General features: G+C 59.4%; 16 protein-coding genes and 5 tRNA genes. 4 read left to right on the plus strand and 17 right to left on the minus strand.

The window, feature by feature from the left end:
- Window positions 1–107 precede the first annotated feature (107 nt).
- The 8 genes from JHD77_RS29885 to JHD77_RS29920 form a co-directional block, all read right to left on the minus strand.
- Entirely contained in the window at window positions 108–965 is an 858-nt protein-coding gene (locus tag JHD77_RS29885; protein ID WP_003115024.1) for an alpha/beta fold hydrolase, read from the minus strand.
- Window positions 966–976: 11 nt separating this feature from the next.
- Entirely contained in the window at window positions 977–1,519 is a 543-nt protein-coding gene (locus JHD77_RS29890) for a TetR/AcrR family transcriptional regulator (RefSeq protein WP_003091415.1), read from the minus strand.
- A 158-nt stretch (window positions 1,520–1,677) separates the two neighbouring features.
- Window positions 1,678–1,753 (minus strand) — tRNA-Glu (locus tag JHD77_RS29895).
- A gap of 46 nt (window positions 1,754–1,799) precedes the next feature.
- Window positions 1,800–1,875 (minus strand) — tRNA-Ala (locus JHD77_RS29900).
- Window positions 1,876–1,968: 93 nt separating this feature from the next.
- Window positions 1,969–2,044, minus strand: a tRNA-Glu gene (locus JHD77_RS29905).
- Between the two features lie 48 nt (window positions 2,045–2,092).
- A tRNA-Ala gene (locus tag JHD77_RS29910) sits at window positions 2,093–2,168 on the minus strand.
- Between the two features lie 201 nt (window positions 2,169–2,369).
- Window positions 2,370–3,854: a glutamate--tRNA ligase gene (gene gltX, locus JHD77_RS29915; protein WP_003104596.1), complete on the minus strand. Its 1,485-nt coding sequence runs from the start codon at window positions 3,852–3,854 to the stop codon at window positions 2,370–2,372.
- 37 nt (window positions 3,855–3,891) lie between these two features.
- Window positions 3,892–4,812 carry a LysR family transcriptional regulator gene (locus JHD77_RS29920; RefSeq protein ID WP_003091419.1) on the minus strand — a complete coding sequence of 307 codons (921 nt, stop codon included), beginning with the start codon at window positions 4,810–4,812 and terminating at the stop codon, window positions 3,892–3,894.
- Between the two features lie 102 nt (window positions 4,813–4,914).
- Here JHD77_RS29920 and JHD77_RS29925 point away from each other — a divergent pair, with 102 nt between their 5' ends.
- Both JHD77_RS29925 and JHD77_RS29930 read left to right on the plus strand, forming a co-directional pair.
- Window positions 4,915–5,949: an HlyD family secretion protein gene (locus JHD77_RS29925; RefSeq protein WP_003104593.1), complete on the plus strand. Its 1,035-nt coding sequence runs from the start codon at window positions 4,915–4,917 to the stop codon at window positions 5,947–5,949.
- Between the two features lie 49 nt (window positions 5,950–5,998).
- Window positions 5,999–7,498, plus strand: a complete 1,500-nt coding sequence (locus JHD77_RS29930) for an MDR family MFS transporter (protein ID WP_074231436.1) — start codon at window positions 5,999–6,001, stop codon at window positions 7,496–7,498.
- A 3-nt stretch (window positions 7,499–7,501) separates the two neighbouring features.
- Here the strand turns inward: JHD77_RS29930 and uvrB are convergent, their stop codons facing one another.
- The gene (gene uvrB / locus JHD77_RS29935) at window positions 7,502–9,514 is read right to left on the minus strand and encodes an excinuclease ABC subunit UvrB (protein WP_017149200.1); all 2,013 of its coding nucleotides are present in this window, start codon (window positions 9,512–9,514) and stop codon (window positions 7,502–7,504) included.
- A gap of 187 nt (window positions 9,515–9,701) precedes the next feature.
- Here uvrB and JHD77_RS29940 point away from each other — a divergent pair, with 187 nt between their 5' ends.
- The gene (locus tag JHD77_RS29940; protein ID WP_031755715.1) at window positions 9,702–10,898 is read left to right on the plus strand and encodes an amino acid aminotransferase; all 1,197 of its coding nucleotides are present in this window, start codon (window positions 9,702–9,704) and stop codon (window positions 10,896–10,898) included.
- 68 nt (window positions 10,899–10,966) lie between these two features.
- Window positions 10,967–11,042: transfer RNA gene (locus tag JHD77_RS29945), tRNA-Asn, on the plus strand.
- A gap of 72 nt (window positions 11,043–11,114) precedes the next feature.
- Here the strand turns inward: JHD77_RS29945 and JHD77_RS29950 are convergent.
- From JHD77_RS29950 to JHD77_RS29985, 8 genes are all read right to left on the minus strand, one after another.
- Window positions 11,115–11,444 carry a ComEA family DNA-binding protein gene (locus JHD77_RS29950; protein WP_003091430.1) on the minus strand — a complete coding sequence of 110 codons (330 nt, stop codon included), beginning with the start codon at window positions 11,442–11,444 and terminating at the stop codon, window positions 11,115–11,117.
- 190 nt (window positions 11,445–11,634) lie between these two features.
- On the minus strand, window positions 11,635–13,632 hold the full coding sequence (locus JHD77_RS29955) for a polysaccharide biosynthesis protein (RefSeq protein WP_023088173.1): 1,998 nt from the start codon (window positions 13,630–13,632) through the stop codon (window positions 11,635–11,637).
- Window positions 13,633–13,666: 34 nt separating this feature from the next.
- Window positions 13,667–14,686 (minus strand): MraY family glycosyltransferase, encoded by a 1,020-nt coding sequence (locus JHD77_RS29960; protein ID WP_003158833.1) that lies wholly within the window; start codon window positions 14,684–14,686, stop codon window positions 13,667–13,669.
- A gap of 1 nt (window position 14,687) precedes the next feature.
- Window positions 14,688–15,644 carry a UDP-glucose 4-epimerase family protein gene (locus JHD77_RS29965; protein ID WP_003104579.1) on the minus strand — a complete coding sequence of 319 codons (957 nt, stop codon included), beginning with the start codon at window positions 15,642–15,644 and terminating at the stop codon, window positions 14,688–14,690.
- Entirely contained in the window at window positions 15,641–16,894 is a 1,254-nt protein-coding gene (locus JHD77_RS29970) for a glycosyltransferase family 4 protein (protein ID WP_031754249.1), read from the minus strand. The genes JHD77_RS29965 and JHD77_RS29970 overlap by 4 nt, the downstream gene beginning before the upstream one ends.
- Before the next feature lie 9 nt (window positions 16,895–16,903).
- On the minus strand, window positions 16,904–18,034 hold the full coding sequence (gene wecB / locus JHD77_RS29975; protein ID WP_003104575.1) for a non-hydrolyzing UDP-N-acetylglucosamine 2-epimerase: 1,131 nt from the start codon (window positions 18,032–18,034) through the stop codon (window positions 16,904–16,906).
- Between the two features lie 21 nt (window positions 18,035–18,055).
- Window positions 18,056–19,171 carry a UDP-2-acetamido-2,6-beta-L-arabino-hexul-4-ose reductase gene (wbjC, locus tag JHD77_RS29980; RefSeq protein WP_003104573.1) on the minus strand — a complete coding sequence of 372 codons (1,116 nt, stop codon included), beginning with the start codon at window positions 19,169–19,171 and terminating at the stop codon, window positions 18,056–18,058.
- A gap of 3 nt (window positions 19,172–19,174) precedes the next feature.
- On the minus strand, window positions 19,175–20,209 hold the full coding sequence (locus JHD77_RS29985; RefSeq protein WP_003104571.1) for a polysaccharide biosynthesis protein: 1,035 nt from the start codon (window positions 20,207–20,209) through the stop codon (window positions 19,175–19,177).
- Window position 20,210 lies beyond the last annotated feature (1 nt).

Consider the following 20,210-nt stretch of genomic DNA (forward strand, 5'->3'; position numbering starts at 1 on the left):
CTCCTCGATTCGAAACGGTTCGCCCCGCCGGATCGCTCCGCGCGGGCCACAGCGCTTTTTACCGAAGAACCGAGGTCAGGACAACGACAACCCCTCTGCTACGCGCCTCAGGAAGCGCTCGCCGTCTTTTCCACGCGCCGGCAAGCGCGCATCGCCGGGCGCTCCTCGAGCAGCGCCAGCAGCGACTCGCTCAGCCTGCGCTCGCCGAGCAGTCGGTGGTGGCCGCCGCCCGGCAGACGCAGCAAGCGACTGGCCGGCCAGGCGGCATGGATGCGCTCGGCATTTTCCACCGCTACGCGCGTGTCGTCGTCGGCATGCACCACCAGCCCGGGCATTTCCAGACGGTAGCGCGCCACATCCAGGCACGCCGCGGATATGCCAGCCTGACGCTCGACCAGGCGGATGAAATGCGAGCGAGCCAGGGCCGGCAAACCGACGAAACGAGCGAACAGGCGCAACTGTTCGAGAATCCGCGACGGCGCCGAGACCGTCACCAGCGCTTCGCTGCGCAGCCCCATCTGGGCCGCCAGCAACGCCGCCGCGCCACCCAGGGAATGACCGACCACCGCACGCAGCGGCGGCAACTCGCCAGCGGCCTCCAGCAAGGCATGGGCGAACAGCACCACGTTCGCCTCCCTGCCCGGCGAGCGGCCATGGGCCGGCGCATCGAGGGCATACACCGAATAACCCGCGCCGACCAGTTGCTCGATCAGATGGGCGAACTGTGTCGGCCTGCCGGCCCAGCCATGCAGCAGCAGGACTGCCGGCCCCTCGCCCCAGCGCAACACCGACAGCCCGAAGCGCAGAGTGACGCGCTCCGAACTGGCCAGCAGCGGCAGCTCCCAATCCTTCGGCGGCCACTCGCCAGGCACCATGAACGTCCGACGCATACGCTCGGCCGTCCAACGCGGCGCGATGCGGCCGATCGTCCCGTTGAAACCGCGAATCCAGGTCAGGCTGCTCATCTCGCACCTCCTCAGTTCACCGCCTGCTTGGCGGCACGCAGAACCCGGTCGGACAGCTCCCCCGGCCCCAATGCCCGGGCCAGCGCCAAACCGCCAATCATCAACACCAGGTCGGCCAGGGCGACGTCGGTTTCCTCGGGACTTTCCGCCAGGCTGGCGACCATGATCTCGACATGTCTGCTCAAGACCTCGCGAAACCCCTCCGGCAGGCGCGCCACCTCGGCTAGGGTCGCCGGCAGCGGACAACCGGCGTCGACCTGTGCGTCCCGATGCTTGCGCGACAGGTAGAAGGCGGCCGCCAAGGCACGACGCTCCTTTCCCGACAATCCGGGATCGAGTTCGCCGAGCAGTTCGCGGCGCTTGCCGAGCAATTGCTCGAACGCCTCGAGCATCAGCGCATCCTTGCTCTGGAAGTGGGCATAGAAGCCGCCGACGGTGAGCCCCGCCGCGCCCATCACTTCCCCGACGCTAGGTTCGACGGCGCCCCGCTCGAGCAGGGCCTGGGTGGCGGCACCGAGGATGCGGGCACGGGTCTGGGTTTTCTTGTCGCTCATGACGACCTCCGAAAATATTATGGATGAAATATTATATTCATAATAAAAATCGGCAAGCGTACGGCCGGGCCGTCTGTCAGGAAATTCGAAAAGGGAAAAAACAAAAGGGCCATTCCAATTCGGAATGGCCCTATAGAGCCCCGCAGAGCGGGAAAAAGTGGCGTCCCCTAGGGGACTCGAACCCCTGTTACCGCCGTGAAAGGGCGGTGTCCTAGGCCACTAGACGAAGGGGACAATGAAACCTTCGAAAAGTAAGGCCAGCGATGCTGGCCTTGGAATGTGGTGGAGCTAGACGGGATCGAACCGTCGACCTCTTGCATGCCATGCAAGCGCTCTCCCAGCTGAGCTATAGCCCCGAATTCGCCATCAGGCGGGCGATCTTCCGATCGCTTCGACAACCTTCCGGTCGTCGACACGTTCATCCATTGCTGGGACGGATGAACATGAAGTGGCGTCCCCTAGGGGACTCGAACCCCTGTTACCGCCGTGAAAGGGCGGTGTCCTAGGCCACTAGACGAAGGGGACGAAACCTTCGTAGGAATCCGCAAAACCAACCGCGTATTCCCGGCAATTTGGTGGAGCTAGACGGGATCGAACCGTCGACCTCTTGCATGCCATGCAAGCGCTCTCCCAGCTGAGCTATAGCCCCAAAGTACCGCTGGATCGCTTCACTTCGTTGAGTTCGTCGTGAAGACGGGGCGCATACTAAGGGCGAGGCTTGAGGCTGTCAACATTATTTTTCATCGAAACCTAAAAAATTTTACCGGAAGAACAATCACTTACCTCCCCTCCCCCAAAAACGAGGCCCGCAACTGGGCGAGCCTCGTCATCGACTGTGGAAGAAAGCCGGTCAGCCGGGAATGGCGTCGCGGATCTTCTCCCACTCCTTGGTTTCCTTTTTCGACGCCCCGCCCAGCAGCTCCAGGGCCTGGCGCAAGCGATAACGCGACAGGTCGGCGCCAAGGATCTCCATGGCGTCCAGCACCGAAACCGAGCTGGCATGCCCGGTGATGGCCGGGAACATCAGCGGCATCACGTCGCGCAGCTTGAGCTGGAGGTGTTCGGCGACAGCCTGGATGCAGCCGGTGATGCGTTCCTTCTCCCACTGGCGCAGGGATTCGAGTTTCCACAGCACCAGTTGCAGGACCTGGCGGACCTGGGTCGGATCGAGCTTCTTGTGTTCGAACAGCGAAGCGTCCAGCGGCACCCCGCCGCTGAAGAAGAATCCGGCCAGCGGCGCGATCTGGCTGAAGTTCTCCACCCGTCCCTGCACGTGCGGAGCGATCTTCATCAGGTATTCGGGATTCAACGCCCACTTCTGCACCTCACGGGCGAACTCCTCCACGGACTGCTCGCGGATCCACTGCCCGTTCAGCCAGGAGAGCTTCTCCAGGTCGAAGATCGGTCCGCCCAGGGAGACGCGCGACAGGTCGAAATGCTCGATCATCTCGGCGAGGGTGAATTTCTCGCGCTCGTCCGGCATCGACCAGCCCATCCGCCCGAGGTAGTTGAGCAGCGCCTGCGGCAGGTAGCCCATGCGCTCGTAGAAGGTTATAGAGGTCGGGTTCTTGCGCTTGGACAGCTTGCTCTTGTCCGGGTTGCGCAGCAGTGGCATGTAGCACAGCTGCGGCTGCTCCCAGCCGAAATACTCGTAGAGCTTGATCAGCTTGGGCGCCGACGGCAGCCACTCTTCGCCGCGCAGGACGTGGGTGATGCCCATCAGGTGGTCGTCGACCACGTTGGCGAGGAAGTAGGTGGGCAGGCCGTCGGCCTTCATCAGCACCTGCATGTCCATGCGATCCCACGGAATCTCGACATCGCCGCGGAGCATGTCCGGCACCACGCAGACGCCCTCAGTCGGCACCTTCATGCGGGTGACGTGGGACTCGCCGGCGGCGAGGCGGCGCTGCACCTCATCCTTCGGCAGATGCATGCAGTGGCCGTCGTAGCGCGGGGTTTCCTTGCGCGCCATCTGCTCGGCGCGAACCGCATCGAGGCGCTCGGGCGTGCAGAAGCAGGTGAAGGCATGGCCCTTCTCGACCAGCTCGTCCGAATACTTCTTGTAGATATGCCCGCGCTCGCTCTGCCGGTACGGGCCATGCGGGCCGCCGACGTCCGGGCCCTCGTCCCATTCGATGCCGAGCCAGCGCAGGGCGTCGTAGATCTGCTGCTCGGACTCCCGCGTCGAACGCAGCTGGTCGGTGTCCTCGATGCGCAGGATGAACTGACCGCCGTGCTGACGCGCGAAGCACAGGTTGAACAGCGCGATGTATGCGGTACCGACGTGCGGGTCGCCCGTCGGCGACGGGGCGATGCGAGTACGAACAGTGGTCATGGAGACTCTCTTGCCAAGCGGAAGTTAAAACGGAAATTCAGGGGCGCGATGTTATCAGGCGGGCCGCCTCCGGCTCCAGTAAACGACCGGTGTCGGCCGGCAGGCGGCTGATCAGGAAATCGAGGAAGGCCTTGACCTTCATCGCCTGGAAACGCCGCGAAGGATAGACCGCATACAGTTCGCCGACCGGCAACGGCACGTCCGCCAGCAAACGCACCAGACGCCCGCTGTGCACGCTCTCCGCACAGATCAGCGCCGGTAGCGCGGCAATGCCGGCACCGGCGACCACCGCCTCGCGGGCGAAGGTGATGTTGTTGCAGGACAGCACCCGCTGGCAGGGCAGGCTGTCTCCGGAAAGCGGCCAGTAGCGCTGGGAGTCGGTGGACAGAAGGACCGCGCGATGCCCGGCAAGCTCGGCCACCGATGTCGGCGTGCCGTGCGCCGCCAGGTAGTCGGGGCTGGCGCAGAGCCAGCGGCTGGTAGAGAGCAGGCGACGGGCCACCAGGGTGGAATCCTCCGGCTGGCCGACCATGATCACGATGTCGACGCCCTCCTGCAGCGGATCGACGCTGCGCGAGGCCAGCTCGACCTCGGCGGTGATCTGCGGGTACTGGCGCATGAAGTCGCCCAGCAGGCTGGCGAGGAACATCTGGCCGAACTCTATCGGCGAGGTGATCCGCAGCAATCCCGACGGCGCCTGTTGCAACTGCATGACCGCCTGCTCGGCCTCGGCGAAATCGTGCATGATCTGCCGGCAGCGCTCGTAGTAGGCCTGCCCTACTTCGGTCAGGCGCAACTTGCGGGTAGTGCGATTGAGCAGGCGCACGCCCAGGCGCTCCTCCAGCAGGGCGATGCGCCGGCTCACCGTGGACTTCTGCATGCCCAGGCTCTGCGCGGCCTGGGTGAAGCTGTGGTACTCCACCACGCGGGTGAAGATCAGCGCATCATCAAGCCCCATTATTGTTCCCTATAAGCAACAAAGAGTCCGAAGTGTAGCGCCTATAACGTCCGGCGGAACACTGCTAGATTGGCCGAATTTTGCCGACGGAACACTCCACCCATGCCCGCCCAACTCAAACGTCGCCTGACCGTCTTCCTGGTGGCCGTCGGCCTGATCGCCCTGGCCTTCTTCCTGCACTGGTGGTTCATCGGCCGCCACGTGGAAAGCACCGACAACGCCTACGTCCAGGGCGAGATCACGCGGGTGGCCAGCCAGTTGGGCGCGCGGGTCGAGGAAGTCCTGGTGCGCGACAACCAGCACGTGGACAAGGGGCAGCTACTGGTACGCCTGGAAGACGCCGACTTCAAGCTCGCCGTCGAGCGCGCCCAGGCCGCGCTGGCCACCCGCGAGGCGGAACTGGCCCAGGCGCGCAGCAAGCTGGTGCAGCAGGGCAGCCTGATCGCCGCCAGCGCCGCCGACGTCAACGCCAGCCAGGCAACCCTCGGTCGCGCACAGATCGACCTGAACCGCGCCGAAGCCCTGCGCAAGCCCGGCTACGTTTCCGAGGAACGGGTCACCACCCTCACCGCCGACAACCATGTGGCTCGCTCGCAACTGGCCAAGGCCCGCGCCGACCTCGAGGCACAACGCGTCCAGCGCGACACCCTGGGCGCCGAGATCAAGCGCCTGGAAGCGCAGATCGCCAGCGCCCGCACCGAACTGGCGCAAGCCGAAATCAACCTGTCACGCACCCTGATCCATTCGCCGATCAGCGGCCTGGTCGGCCAGCGCAGCGCACGCAACGGCCAGTACGTGCAGGTCGGCACCCATTTGCTGTCGCTGGTGCCGGACGAAGACATCTGGGTCCAGGCCAACTTCAAGGAGACCCAGGTAGGCCGCATGCGCGACGGGCAGAAGGCGCGCCTGACCTTCGACGCCTTCCCCGACACGCCTATCGACGGCCGCATCGATAGCCTGTTCGCCGCTTCCGGCGCGCAGTTCAGCCTGCTGCCACCGGACAACGCCACCGGAAACTTCACCAAGGTGGTGCAACGCATCCCGGTGAAGATCGTGTTCGAGGCCGACAACCCGCTGCATGGCCGCATCCGCCCCGGCATGTCCGTCGAAGCCGAGGTCGAGCTCCGTGACCGCTGAGGCGCTGGCCCGGCCGCTTGGCGAACCGACCCGGCGCGACTGGATCGCGGTGCTCAGCGCCATGCTCGGCGCATTCATGGCGGTGCTCGACATCCAGATCACCAACTCCTCGCTGAAGGACATCCAGGGCGCGCTGGCGGCGACCCTCGAGGAAGGCTCGTGGATCTCCACCTCCTACCTGGTGGCGGAGATCATCATGATCCCGATGACCGCCTGGCTGGTGCAGCTGCTCTCGGCACGCCGCCTGGCGGTGATGATCTCGGTGGGCTTCCTGGTGTCCTCGCTGCTCTGCTCGTTCGCCTGGAACCTGGAAAGCATGATCGTGTTCCGCGCCATGCAGGGTTTCACCGGCGGCGCGCTGATTCCGCTGGCGTTCACCCTGGCCCTGGTCAAGTTGCCGGAACACCACCGTCCGAAGGGCATGGCGCTGTTCGCCATCACCGCCACCTTCGCGCCCTCCATCGGACCGACCCTGGGAGGCTGGCTGACGGAAAACTTCGGCTGGGAATACATCTTCTATATCAACGTGCCGCCGGGCCTGTTGATGATCGCCGGGCTGCTCTACGGCCTGGAGAAAAAGGCGCCGCATTGGGAACTGCTGAAGAGTACCGACTACGCCGGCATCGTCACCCTCGGCATCGGCCTGGGCTGCCTGCAGGTTTTCCTCGAGGAAGGTCACCGCAAGGACTGGCTGGAGTCGCAACTGATCGTCAGCCTCGGCAGCGTCGCCCTGTTCAGCCTGGTCCTGTTCGTCATCCTGCAACTGTCGCGGCCAAACCCGCTGATCGACCTGGGCATCCTGCGCAACCGCAGCTTCGGCCTCGCGAGCATTTCCAGCATCGGTCTGGGCATGGGCCTGTACGGCTCGATCTACGTACTGCCGCTGTACCTGGCACAAATCCAGGGCTACAACGCCATGCAGATCGGCGAGGTGATCATGTGGATGGGCATTCCCCAGCTGTTCCTGATCCCGCTGGTCCCGAAGTTGATGAAGCTGGTCTCGCCGCGCCTGCTCTGCGCCGCCGGCTTCGGCCTGTTCGGCCTTGCCAGCTTCTTCTCCGGGGTGCTCAACCCGGACTTCGCCGGACCGCAGTTCAACCAGATCCAGCTACTGCGCGCCCTCGGCCAGCCGATGATCATGGTGACCATTTCGCTGATCGCCACCGCCTACCTGCAGCCACAGGATGCCGGCTCGGCCTCGAGCCTGTTCAACATCCTGCGCAACCTCGGCGGCGCCATCGGCATCGCCCTGCTCGCGACCCTGCTCGACAGTCGCGCCAAGGTGTACTTCGACTATCTGCGCGAAGCCCTGGTGCCGACCAACCCGCAGGTCGACGAACGCCTCGCGCAACTCGCCGCGCAACTGGGCAGCCAGCAGGCGGCGCTGGGCAAACTCAGCGAGATCACCCACCAGCAGGCGATGATCATGGCCTACAACGATGCTTTCCATGTCATCGGCATGGTGCTCGCAGTGAGCATGCTCGCGGTGCTGCTGACCCGCTCGCTGCCGGCCGGCATCGGCACCCGCGCCGACGCCGGGGCTCACTGAGGATCAGACGTTGACCAGGCGCTCGCGCAGCGTCTGGATCTCGTCGCGCAGTTGCGCCGCCGCCTCGAACTCCAGGTCGCGGGCCAACTGGTACATCTTTTCCTCCAGTTGGCGGATGCGCTTGCTGATCTCGCTCGGCGAGCGCAGTTCGTTCTCGTAGCGCCCGCTCTCCTCCGCCACCTTGGCCACGCCCTTGCGCTTGCCGCGCGCGCCGGGCACCACGGCGCCTTCGAGAATGTCCTTGATATCCTTGCGCACCCCCTTGGGCACGATGCCATGGGCTTGGTTGAACGCGATCTGCTTGGCCCGACGCCGCTCGGTCTCGTCGATCGCACGCTGCATCGAGCCGGTGACGTTGTCGGCGTAGAGGATCGCCTTGCCGTGCAGGTTGCGCGCGGCACGACCGATGGTCTGGATCAGCGAGCGCTCCGAGCGCAGGAAGCCTTCCTTGTCCGCGTCGAGGATCGCCACCAGCGACACCTCGGGCATGTCCAGGCCTTCGCGCAGCAGGTTGATCCCCACCAGCACGTCGAACGCACCGGCGCGCAGGTCGCGGATGATCTCCACTCGCTCGACGGTATCGATGTCCGAGTGCAGGTAGCGCACCCGCACGTCGTGATCGCCGAGATAATCGGTGAGGTCCTCGGCCATGCGCTTGGTCAGGGTAGTCACCAGCACCCGCTCGTCCTTGGCCACCCGCTGGCGGATCTGCGAGAGCAGGTCATCCACCTGGGTCATCGCCGGGCGTACCTCGATCTCCGGATCGACCAGCCCGGTGGGACGCACCACCTGCTCGATGATCCGCCCGGCATGTTCCGCCTCGTAGGGGCCCGGGGTGGCGGAGACGAAGATGGTCTGCGGACTCACCGCCTCCCACTCTTCGAAGCGCAGCGGCCGGTTGTCCAGCGCCGAAGGCAGGCGGAAACCGTATTCCACCAGGGTCTCCTTGCGCGAGCGGTCGCCCTTGAACATCGCACCGACCTGCGGAACGCTGACGTGCGATTCGTCGATAACCAGCAGCGAGTTGGCCGGCAGGTAGTCGTAGAGCGTCGGCGGCGGCTCGCCGGGGGCCCGCCCGGAAAGATAGCGCGAGTAGTTCTCGATGCCGTTGCAGTAGCCCAGTTCGAGGATCATCTCCAGGTCGAAACGGGTGCGCTGCTCCAGGCGCTGCGCTTCCACCAGCTTGTTGCTGTTGCGCAGGTAGTCCAGGCGTTCCTTGAGTTCGGCCTTGATCTGGTCGACCGCCTCCAGCAGCGTCTCGCGCGGAGTCACGTAGTGGCTCTTGGGGTAGAAGGTGAAGCGCGGCAGCTTGCGGATCACCTCGCCGGTGAGCGGATCGAAGGCCGAGAGGCTTTCCACCTCGTCGTCGAACAACTCGACACGAATCGCCTCGAGATCGGATTCGGCCGGGAAGATGTCGATCACATCGCCACGCACACGGAAAGTCGCACGGGCGAAATCCATGTCGTTGCGGGTGTACTGCAGGCTGGTCAGTCGCCGCAGCAGTTCGCGCTGGTCGATGCGGTCGCCGCGGTCCAGGTGCAGGACCATCTTCAGGTAGGACGCGGGATCACCGAGGCCGTAGATGGACGACACGGTGGCGACGATGATCGCATCCGGACGCTCGAGCAGCGCCTTGGTCGCCGACAGGCGCATCTGCTCGATATGGTCGTTGATCGAGGAGTCCTTCTCGATATAGGTATCGGAAGACGGTACGTAGGCCTCCGGCTGGTAGTAGTCGTAGTAGGAAACGAAGTACTCCACGGAATTGTGCGGGAAGAACGTCTTGAACTCCCCGTAGAGCTGGGCCGCCAGGGTCTTGTTTGGCGCCAGGACCAGGGTCGGGCGCTGCACCTGGGCAATCACGTTGGCGATGCTGAAAGTCTTGCCAGAGCCCGTCACCCCCAACAGGGTCTGGTGCGAAAGCCCCGCCTCCAGCCCCTCGACCATCTGCCGGATGGCTTCCGGCTGGTCGCCGGCGGGCTTGAAGCGCGAGTCGAGTTGGAACGTATCCATGAAAAACCTCGCAGGGAGCTGTGACGCCAAGGAAAATCCGGCGTCAGAAATAGCTGAAAGCATGCACCTAAATGTCGCCGCATGCATCAAGGGGTGTCTATAATAACCCCCCGTTTGCGCAACCCTTTGCGCCCCCGCATAACGGGTTGCGTTGCCCTCCTCTCTTCACACTCCGAGCAGCCGCAAAATGAGTCTGTTTTCTGCCGTCGAAATGGCACCGCGTGATCCCATCCTTGGCCTGAACGAAGCCTTCAACGCCGATACCCGTCCGGGCAAGATCAACCTGGGCGTGGGCGTGTACTACAACGAGGAGGGGCGCATTCCGCTGTTGCGTGCCGTGCAGGCTGCCGAGAAGGCCCGCATCGAGGCCCACGCGCCGCGCGGCTACCTGCCGATCGAAGGGATCGCCGCCTACGACCAGGGCGTACAGAAACTGCTGTTCGGTAACGAATCCGAGCTGCTGGCCGCCGGCCGCGTGGTCACGACCCAGGCCGTCGGCGGCACCGGCGCCCTCAAGCTCGGCGCCGACTTCCTCAAGCGCCTGCTGCCCGACGCCACCGTGGCCATCAGCGACCCGAGCTGGGAAAACCACCGCGCACTGTTCGAAGCCGCCGGCTTCCCGGTGCAGAACTACCGCTATTACGACGCCACCAGCAATGGCGTGAACCGCGCCGGCCTGCTGGAAGACCTGAATGCCCTGCCGGCCCGTTCGATCGTGGTCCTGCACGCCTGCTGCCATAATCCGACCGGCGTCGATCTCGAGCTGGACGACTGGAGACAGGTGCTGGACGTGCTCAAGGCCAAGGGCCACGTGCCGTTCCTCGACATCGCCTACCAGGGCTTCGGCAACGGCATCGAGGAAGACGCCGCCGCGGTGCGCCTGTTCGCCCAGTCGGGCCTGAGCTTCTTCGTTTCCAGCTCGTTCTCCAAATCCTTCTCGCTCTATGGCGAACGCGTCGGCGCCCTCTCGATCGTGACCGAAAGCCGCGATGAATCGGCCCGCGTGCTGTCCCAGGTGAAGCGGGTGATCCGCACCAACTATTCGAACCCACCGACCCACGGCGCCAGCGTCGTCTCCTCCGTGCTCAACAGCCCGGAACTGCGGGCCCTCTGGGAGCAGGAACTGGGCGAGATGCGCGACCGCATCCGCGACATGCGCCTGGCGTTGGTCGAGCAACTGGCAGCCCACGGCGCCAAGCGCGACTTCAGCTTCGTCGGTCGCCAGCGTGGCATGTTCTCCTATTCCGGCCTGACCGCCGACCAGGTCGAGCGCCTGAAGACCGAGTTCGGTATCTATGCCGTCAGCACCGGCCGTATCTGCGTCGCCGCGCTGAACAAATCGAACCTGGAGACCATCACCAAGGCCATCGTCCAGGTCCTGTAGGGAAAAAGGGGAAGTCATCTGGAGAGGCTTGACTTCCCCTTTTTAATCAGTAACATACGCCTCGCTGTTCCGCGATAGCTCAGTCGGTAGAGCAAATGACTGTTAATCATTGGGTCCCTGGTTCGAGTCCAGGTCGCGGAGCCAAATTCAAAGCCCTCGGCACATGCCGGGGGCTTTTTCGTTATCGTGACGAAAGTTCGCCCCTTCAGTCGCACCTCACTCGATGACGATCCGCGACCGGTTCTTCTCCAGCAACGCCGGGCCTACCCCTTTCACTTCCAGCAGTTGATCCACCGAGACGAACGGACCATGGGCCGCACGATACTCGAGGATCGCCCTGGCCTTGGCCTCGCCGACACCGTTGAGCCCCCGTATCAGGGCGGCCTCATCGACCGTATTGATATTGACCTGCTCCCCCGGCGACACGGTCGTCGCAGGTGTCGTTGCGGCCAGCGGATTCTTGGCGACGGCGACCGGTGCGGCGGAAGCCGAAAACGGAAGACAGGCGAACAGGATGAGAAGCAGAGCGGATTTGATTAGGTGCATGGGTGCACTCCTTCAGAGATGAATGACCACGTAGAGGGCTTCATGCCCATCCACGAAACCACCTTATCGCCGTGGAACGCACCTGGATCGACAGCCCCAGCAAAGCAGTCGCTTCCTGGTCCGGCACCGGAAACATCGTACGGAGAAAACAAAAAAGGCCGCTAGGCGGCCTTTTCCGGAGAACGATGACTCAGGGTTCTCGCCGCCTCTGGCGATAGATCCAGTCGACGATTTCACCGTCAGGCGCATAGCCGCTGACGGTTTCCCGCAGCAACTGGCGAACCCGCGAGTAGTCGTCCTTCTCCACGGCGGCCAGCAACTGCTCCAGCACGACCTTGAAGGCCTCCCAGCTCAGGTGTTCCTCGTTGGCCCGCATGATCATCGGATGGTCGGTGGGATTCACGTTGTCACCGATCAGCAGCTCTTCGTAGAGCTTCTCGCCAGGACGCAGGCCACTGAACTCGATGGCGATGTCACCATGGGGCGAACGCTCGGAACGCACGCTCAGGCCGGACAGGTGGATCATCTTCTCGGCGAGCTCCAGGATCTTCACCGGCGGCCCCATGTCCAGCACGAATACATCTCCGCCCTGCCCCATCGAACCGGCCTGGATGACCAACTGCGCCGCCTCGGGAATGGTCATGAAGTAACGGGTGATGCTCGGGTGGGTGACCGTCACCGGGCCGCCGCGCTTGATCTGCTCGCGGAACAGCGGAATGACCGAGCCGGACGAACCGAGGACGTTGCCGAAGCGGACCATGGTGAAACGGGTCTTGTTGACGTGATGCACGTCCTTCCGATCGCCGAACAGCACCGGTGCCGATTCGTTGCTGAGCGCCTGAAGGACCATCTCCGCCAGGCGCTTGGTGCTGCCCATCACATTGGTCGGCCGCACCGCCTTGTCGGTGGAAATCAGCACGAAGTTCTGCACGCCGACCTGCACCGCGGCCTGCACCGCATGCAAGGTGCCTATCACGTTGTTGAGAACGCCCTCGGCGATGTTGTGCTCGACGATCGGCACATGCTTGTAGGCCGCCGCATGGTAGACGGTATTGACCTTCCAGGTACGCATCACGTCCACCAGGCGCTCGGGATTGCGCACCGAACCGAGGATCGGCAACAGGTTCACCGAAAGCGACTCGCGCTTGATCCGACGCTCCAGTTCCTGATGGATGCTGTAGAGGTTGTATTCGCTGTGCTCGAACAGGATCAGCACGCTAGGCGAACAACTCATGATCTGCCGACAGAGTTCCGAACCGATAGAACCGCCCGCCCCGGTCACCATCACCACCTGACCGCGGATGCACCGTTCCAGCAGCTCCTTGCGCGGTGCGACGCTGTCGCGCCCCAGCAGGTCAGCGATGTCCACCTCCTGCAGGTCGTCCACCTTGACCCGACCGCTGGCCAGGTCCATGAAGCCAGGCATGCTACGCACGTGCAGCGGGAACGGCTCCAGGGACTCGAGAATCTCTCGGCGCCGGGCCCGAGTGGCGGAAGGAATCGCCAGGAGAACCTCCTGCGCGCCCGTCTCGTCGATCATCTGGCGGATATGCTTGGCGGTATAGACCCGCAGACCGGCGATGACCCGGTTGGCGATCTGCTTGTCGTCATCGATGAACGCCACCGGACGCATCGCCCGACCGAGACGCAATGCCGCAACCAACTGGTTGCCGGCCGCCCCCGCGCCATAGATGGCCACCCTGGGCAGGCCATCCTGGCGATTGAGAAATGGTACCGACTGCACAGCAGAGTACCAGTCGCCCATGAAATACTGGCGCATGGCCAGACGCAAGCCGCCGATCAGCAGCATGCTCAACCACCAGTAGTTGAACACCAGGGAACGCGGCACCGGCGCCGGCGCGCCACGATACCAGTACACCACCAGCGACAGCACCAGAGCCGAGATGGTCACCGCCTTGGCGATGGCGATCAATGCGTCGTTACCGAGATAGCGCATCACCGCGCGATACATGCCGAAGCGAATGAACAATGGAATGGCGATAAGCGGAGCGGCAATGAAGAGCCACGCATGCTCGCCGAAAATATCAATCATGTCGTCCGTACCAAGACGCACGACAAATGCCAACCACAGCGATAACCACACCAGCAGGATATCTGTCGCCACTTGAAGCAAGCGCTTCCACCGACGAGGCATCGACAACAGTTTTACTCTAAAGCGATCTAGCATTCCCTACTCCCTCAATAGCTATAGCTGAAGAGCTCTATCCAACCGACTCTAGCTTACCAGCCTTGAACTTCACAGCCAGGAAAACGAGGGGGGTATAAGCTATGAGGATACCCAGAGCAGGCTCAAGATGGCCACTTGCCACCCAAAGCGCCATGGGTAGAAGCCAAACCAAATTCAGTCCGGTTACGCCGAGTGTAACAGGAGCATGCTTGCCGAAATGCCTGGAGGCATACTGATAGGCATGGCTCCGATGGGCTTCATACACCTTGTCGCCACGCAACAAGCGTCGTGCCAGCGTGTAGGTCGCATCCACGATGAAGACCCCCAGCAGAATCAGCCATGCCCAGAAGAACTCTGGCTCGACCCACATTGCCTGAATCGATAGGACTCCCAGAGTCAGTCCAAGGAACCCACTACCAGCATCACCCATGAAGATCTTCGCGGGAGGAAAGTTCCAAAACAAGAAACCGAGAACAGCAAAAGCCAGCAACAGGGGGATCAAGGAAAGCGCTGTCTTGCCATTCATCCAATACACCAGTGCTCCTCCCAAACAGACAAAGATAGCTTCAAGACATGCAAGGCCGTCTATGCCATCCATGAAATTATAAAGATTGAGCAACCAGACGAGATAGAAAGCAAAAAGTACGACCCCAACCCAGCCCAAATCCCATTGATAACCCAGTAGCTTGAACGGCGGCACACCAGCCAGAAGAAAGAGTGAAACCAGTGCAGCCATGAAATGCCCAAGCAGGCGCCAACGAGCAGCCACGTGACCATGGTCGTCAAGGAAACCAAGCAGAGCGACACCGCCTCCTCCCAGTAGGAAAAGTAACGCCTGGCGCCACTCCAGAATGGAAAATAGGGGTAGAAGAAAAGCCACTAGGAGAAAAGTCAGAACGATAGCCACCCCACCGCCTCTCGGCGTAGGCACGGTGTGAGAACTGCGGGCGTTAGGAACATCCATGACTTTTTTTGAGATGGCGTAGAATCTCAATAATCCTGTAAGTCCTGCCGATACTAAAACCACAGGAAATAAAATCCACCAGATCGACATTTCAGCGATATTCCAAATAATATTCAGCGGCCCGTTGCAGTCCTTGGTCCACAGAAAGCGGCGGATTCCAATCCAACAACTGCTTATTCTTAGAGATGTCGACCTGCAAAGACCCGCAGAGTCTCTGACCTACAGACTTCTTCCCTAACAAGAGAGCAGCAGTCTTCAGCAACGATTCAGGGACTGGCAGCAGATTCGCTCTTTTTCCCATTGCTACCGCCATTCTTCGCAAAAGACCAGTGGTAGACAGGTCCTCTCCATCACTTACAAGAAATACCTGATTAGCAGCAGCAGGATGGCTCGCTACGGTAACCAGCATATCCACCAAGTTTGTCAGCGACACCAGACTACGGCGATTGTTTATGGCCCCCAGAGGCAAAGGAATACCTTTGTCCAACCACTTCATCATATTGAGGAAATTGGCTTTCACTCCAGGGCCGTAGACCAGAACAGGACGAACAATAGCATATTCCATCCCTGCCTCTTCACACACCTGCCGCAGACCGGTTTCAGCTTCGAGCTTGGAGATCCCATAGGGATCGGAAGGAGCTGGAACATCGTCGGGCTTGAATGGACTACCCGTGGTCGTAGACTCGCCGTTCACCTTGATAGAGCTGACGAAAACGAAACGTTTGACCCCCGCTGCTGCCGCCTGCCGAGCGAGATTCAGTGTTCCCTCGACATTCACTTTTCTGAACTCAGCCAAAGGATCGAGAGCCTGGTCATTCATCACATGAACACGAGCAGCGCTATGAATGACGGTATCGACGCCTGCAAGAGCGTCACTCCAAAGGGTGCCACCCTCGATATTCCCTACCGGAATAGCGACAGCCCCATCTAGCACCTTTGAAGGAATCTGTCGGAAAGCCATGTTCAATGCATATCCCTGCCGAAGAAGCTCACCTGCCAATGCTTTACCCACGAACCCTGAGGCACCGGTCAATAAAACCTTGTTCATTTTTCATCCCTTCTCAAGCGTGCGTCAATGAAGAGCCCCTCCAGGCGACTCAAAAGTGCTTGCTTCGAAAAATTGCATTCATAGTATTCTCGCCCGGCTCTACCAAGCCCTTCTCGCTGCTCCCCAGTTAGCGCCGCGGCTCGACGAATGATGTCCACCAGAGCCTCCACGTCGCCGGAAGCGCATGCGTAGCCAGCACCAGCCTCGGAGATCACCCTGGATGCCTCTCCATCTATCATCGCGATCACCGGTTTGCCGGAAGCCAGGTAGGCTTGAACCTTCCCAGGGATGGTCTTTTCGAATACTTCATTAGTCTTCAGCGACACAAATAGAGCGTCCGCCAAGGCAAAGAGCGGCGGCATCTCCTCAAGAGGATGCCGGCCCAGCAGCAGGACATTATCCAATCCCCTGGCTGCAACCTCGGCCTTAAGCCATGCACTTGCGCGGCCATCGCCAACGATCACCCAACGCATGGGAACATCTTGGCGTAGACGCTCCGCGGCATCTAGAATGGAGGGAAAGTCCTGCGCCTCTCCAACATTTCCCGCAAACAGAAGGGTAAAAACGGAATCATCTCTTTCCAAAAGGGCAGAGTTCGCCGATTCACTATTGGAGAAATCATCCTCGGCCCAACTCGGGAAGTAGATAATCCTGCCTTCGGGTATGGTCCTGGTACAATACTTCGCCACACTATCCATGAAGGCTTTTGACTGTACCAATACATAGTCCGTTCTGTTGTAGATCCAAGATACCATCTTACCTACTATAGAAAGAGCCCGATCACTGTTGAGGACGCCCACGGCCCTTAATGTCTCTGGCCACAGGTCCAGCACCCAGACAAATACTGGCGCTCTTTTTAGACGTCCAATGATAATCGCAGGTATGGCTACCATTATTGGTGAAACAGCGTAAACAAAGACTACATCAAACTTCCTTCTTCTTAGCCTGAACGCCCCGAAAAAAGACGCACTCATGAAGAACGACAAGTAGTTCAAGGCAAGCTGTATACTACGCAGCCCGCGTGGGAGCATGGGAACTCTGATCACCGAAGCGCCAAGATAGCAGGAATAGCTGGCCGGGTTCTCTTTGAAACCGGAAAAGACCCGACCCTCGGGATAGTTTGGGCACCCCGTCAAAACCGTAACTTCGTGCCCTCTCCCGACAAAGTCGGAGACCAAGTCGTTAATACGCATATTTTCTGGCCAAAAATACTGCGTAACAACTAGAACCTTGAGCTTCGCCTTATCCATAACGAGAACTTAGTACTTTTTCCAAACGGTACGCATAACGTAGTCTCGATAGCTTACGAGAATCCGCACTACCTTCTCCGAAACGTTATCACAGCTATAGTCATGCACAAGATAAAGCAGCCGGTTAGCTCCACGAGACTGGCTCTCGAGAATCTCTAGCCCCTGCATCACGCGCTCGCGACCGAGCCCGACCATCATCACCGCTGCTTCCTCCATGCCTTCCGGCCGCTCATGAGCCTGACGTATATTCAAGGCGGGGAAGTTCAGGATCGAGGATTCTTCGTTGATCGTACCGCTGTCGGAAAGAACCGCCTTGGCCGACAATTGCAGCTTATTGTAGTCCTTGAAACCCAACGGCTTTAGCAAGCGCACATTGGCATGAAACTTGACACCCATTGCTTCCACACGCTTCATCGTTCTCGGATGCGTGGAAACAATTACAGGAAAGTCATACTTTTCCGAAATTTCATTCAGGGTCTCGACCAACGAAAGGAAGTTTCTTTCAGAGTCGACATTCTCTTCCCGATGCGCACTCACCACAAAGAACCTATTCTCTTCCAGGCCCAGCCGCGCCAGCACATCAGAACTCTCAATACCGTCCCTATAGTAGTTCAAAACCTCAAACATAGGACTACCGGTTTTGATAACCATGTCGGGCGGTAAACCTTCCCGCAGCAAGTAATCCCGAGCGATGGTGCTATAAGTGAGGTTGATATCAGCAGTGTGATCCACAATTCGTCGATTTATTTCTTCGGGAACACGCATATCAAAGCAACGATTGCCAGCTTCCATATGGAAAGTTGGGATCTTTCGACGCTTAGCGGGTAGTACCGCCATACAGCTATTCGTATCTCCCAGTACCAGCAAGGCGTCTGGCTGCTCTACCGAGAGCACTCGATCGACAGCAATAATTACATTACCAATGGTTTCCGCTCCGGATGCACCAGCAGCATTCAGGAAATGATCTGGCTTTCGAATGCCCAGGTCTTGAAAGAATATCTCGTTGAGCTCATAGTCATAATTCTGCCCGGTATGGACGAGAACATGGTCACAATACTCGTCGAGCTTCGCCATTACACGAGAGAGGCGAATGATCTCGGGGCGCGTACCTACTACCGTGACAACTTTTAACTTCTTCATCAGAGCCTCACTACAAGTCATTTATTTTTCGCCAACCGGGCAAGCATAGGTATCCGGATGCTCACGATCAAATATTTCGTTCGCCCAGAGCATGACGACCATCTCCTCGGAACCAACATTCGTTATATCATGCGTCCAGCCCGGGACTGTTTCGACAACTTCGGCCTTTTCGCCACTGGTATATAATTCATAAAAAGCCCCAGTGGAAATATTCCTGAACTTGAAGCGAGCGCTACCCTTGATTACGAGGAATTTCTCAGTCTTGGAATGGTGGTAGTGACCACCACGAGTGACGCCAGGATGTGCAGTGAAGAACGAGAACTGACCGGAGTCAGGCGTTTTCAGCATCTCAACGAAGACTCCCCGCGCATCGCCATGCATCGGCAGCTCGTAGCTGAAACGGTCCTCGGGGAGGAAGCTGAGATAGGTGGAATACAAGGCCCGCACCAAGCCGACACCTACGCGCTCCGTAACGAGCGACTTCCGGCTGTCGCGGAACGCATGTATCTGGTCGGCAAGATCACCGACGGTGATCTTGTATTGCGGCTCGATTCGAGTCTCATGCTCCCTAGAAGCCGGAGCATCGAGAATTGCCAAAAACTTTTTGACTACATCATCGATATAAACGAGCGTAATTTGAGCCGTAGGATCATTTATCTGAATGGGAATATCCCTGGCAATATTATAGCAAAAAGTCGCCACCGCAGAGTTATAACTGGGACGCGACCACTTGCCAAAGACGTTCGGCAAGCGGAATATATATACAGGAGAGCCTGTATCCAAACTCAGCTCTCGAATATAATTCTCTGCATCGCGCTTACTCAGCCCATATTTATTCTGCAACTCCGCCTGCGTCGAAGATGTATAGAGCAGAGGAATAGAACGACCAGTTCGCCGGATTGCATCACATAGTGCTTTGGTCAGATTCGCATTTCCAGATTTGAAGTCCTCAGGATTCTCGGGGCGATTGACACCAGCCAAATGAAAAACAAAATCAATCGAGCCAAGAATTCCTGGCAAGCTTTCAATACTATTCTCGCGCGTAAAGGTTATAACCTCGACATCATTTCGCTCAGCTAAATGAGCAGCAAGGTTCTTTCCTACAAAGCCATTTGCACCGGTTATTAAGACCCTCATGCCCTATTCCTCGGGGTTTGCCTGTTCGCCACGCTGAATAGCACGTATGAAATCAAGCTTCAGCAGCAATTCCTGCATACCCTTGACATCCAGACGATCTGTATTGTGTGAATTATAGTCTTCGGTATGGGAAATCCTTTCCTCACCTTGCTCTACAAACTTACTATAATTCAGATCGCGCAAATCCGGCGGTACGCGATAATAGTCTCCCATATCTTCGGCACAAGCCATTTCCTCACGACTCAAGAGCGCTTCATAGAGTTTCTCGCCATGCCGCGTACCGATTACATTGACCGGATAGCCTTCTTTACCAAGCAGCCCCGTCAATGCCGTGGCCAGCACCTCAATCGTTGCGGCTGGAGCCTTCTGCACGAAGAGGTCACCATTGTTACCATGCTCAAACGCGTAAAGCACCAGATCCACCGCATCGGAGAGAGTCATCATGAAGCGGGTCATGCTCGGGTCAGTAATGGTCAGAGGTTTGCCAGAACGCATTTGCTCGATAAACAGCGGAATCACTGACCCCCTCGAAGCCATTACGTTACCGTAACGAGTACCACAGATGACAGTGGAAGTGGTTTCAAGGTTACGTGATTTCGCAACCATCACCTTTTCCATCATCGCCTTGGAAATACCCATGGCGTTAATGGGATAGACAGCCTTGTCGGTGCTTAGACAAACGACTCTTTTCACATCACTTTGTATCGCCGCTTCCAAGACATTATCGGTTCCGATAACATTCGTCTTCACAGCCTCCATAGGATGGAACTCACAGGAGGGAACCTGCTTCAAGGCCGCTGCATGATAGACGAAATCCACGCCTCGCATGGCATTGAGAACGCTCTGATAGTCCCTAACATCGCCGATATAGAATTTCAGCTTAGCGCTTCCATAGCGCTTGCGCATATCATCCTGCTTCTTCTCATCGCGACTGAAGATTCGAATCTCGGCAATATCTGTGTCCAAGAATCGCTTTAAGACAGCATTCCCAAAAGAACCAGTACCACCCGTAATCAGCAATTTCTTCGAAGAAAACATA

The organism is Pseudomonas sp. P20 (assembly GCF_016463925.1).
Classification (GTDB): Bacteria; Pseudomonadota; Gammaproteobacteria; order Pseudomonadales; family Pseudomonadaceae; genus Pseudomonas; species Pseudomonas aeruginosa.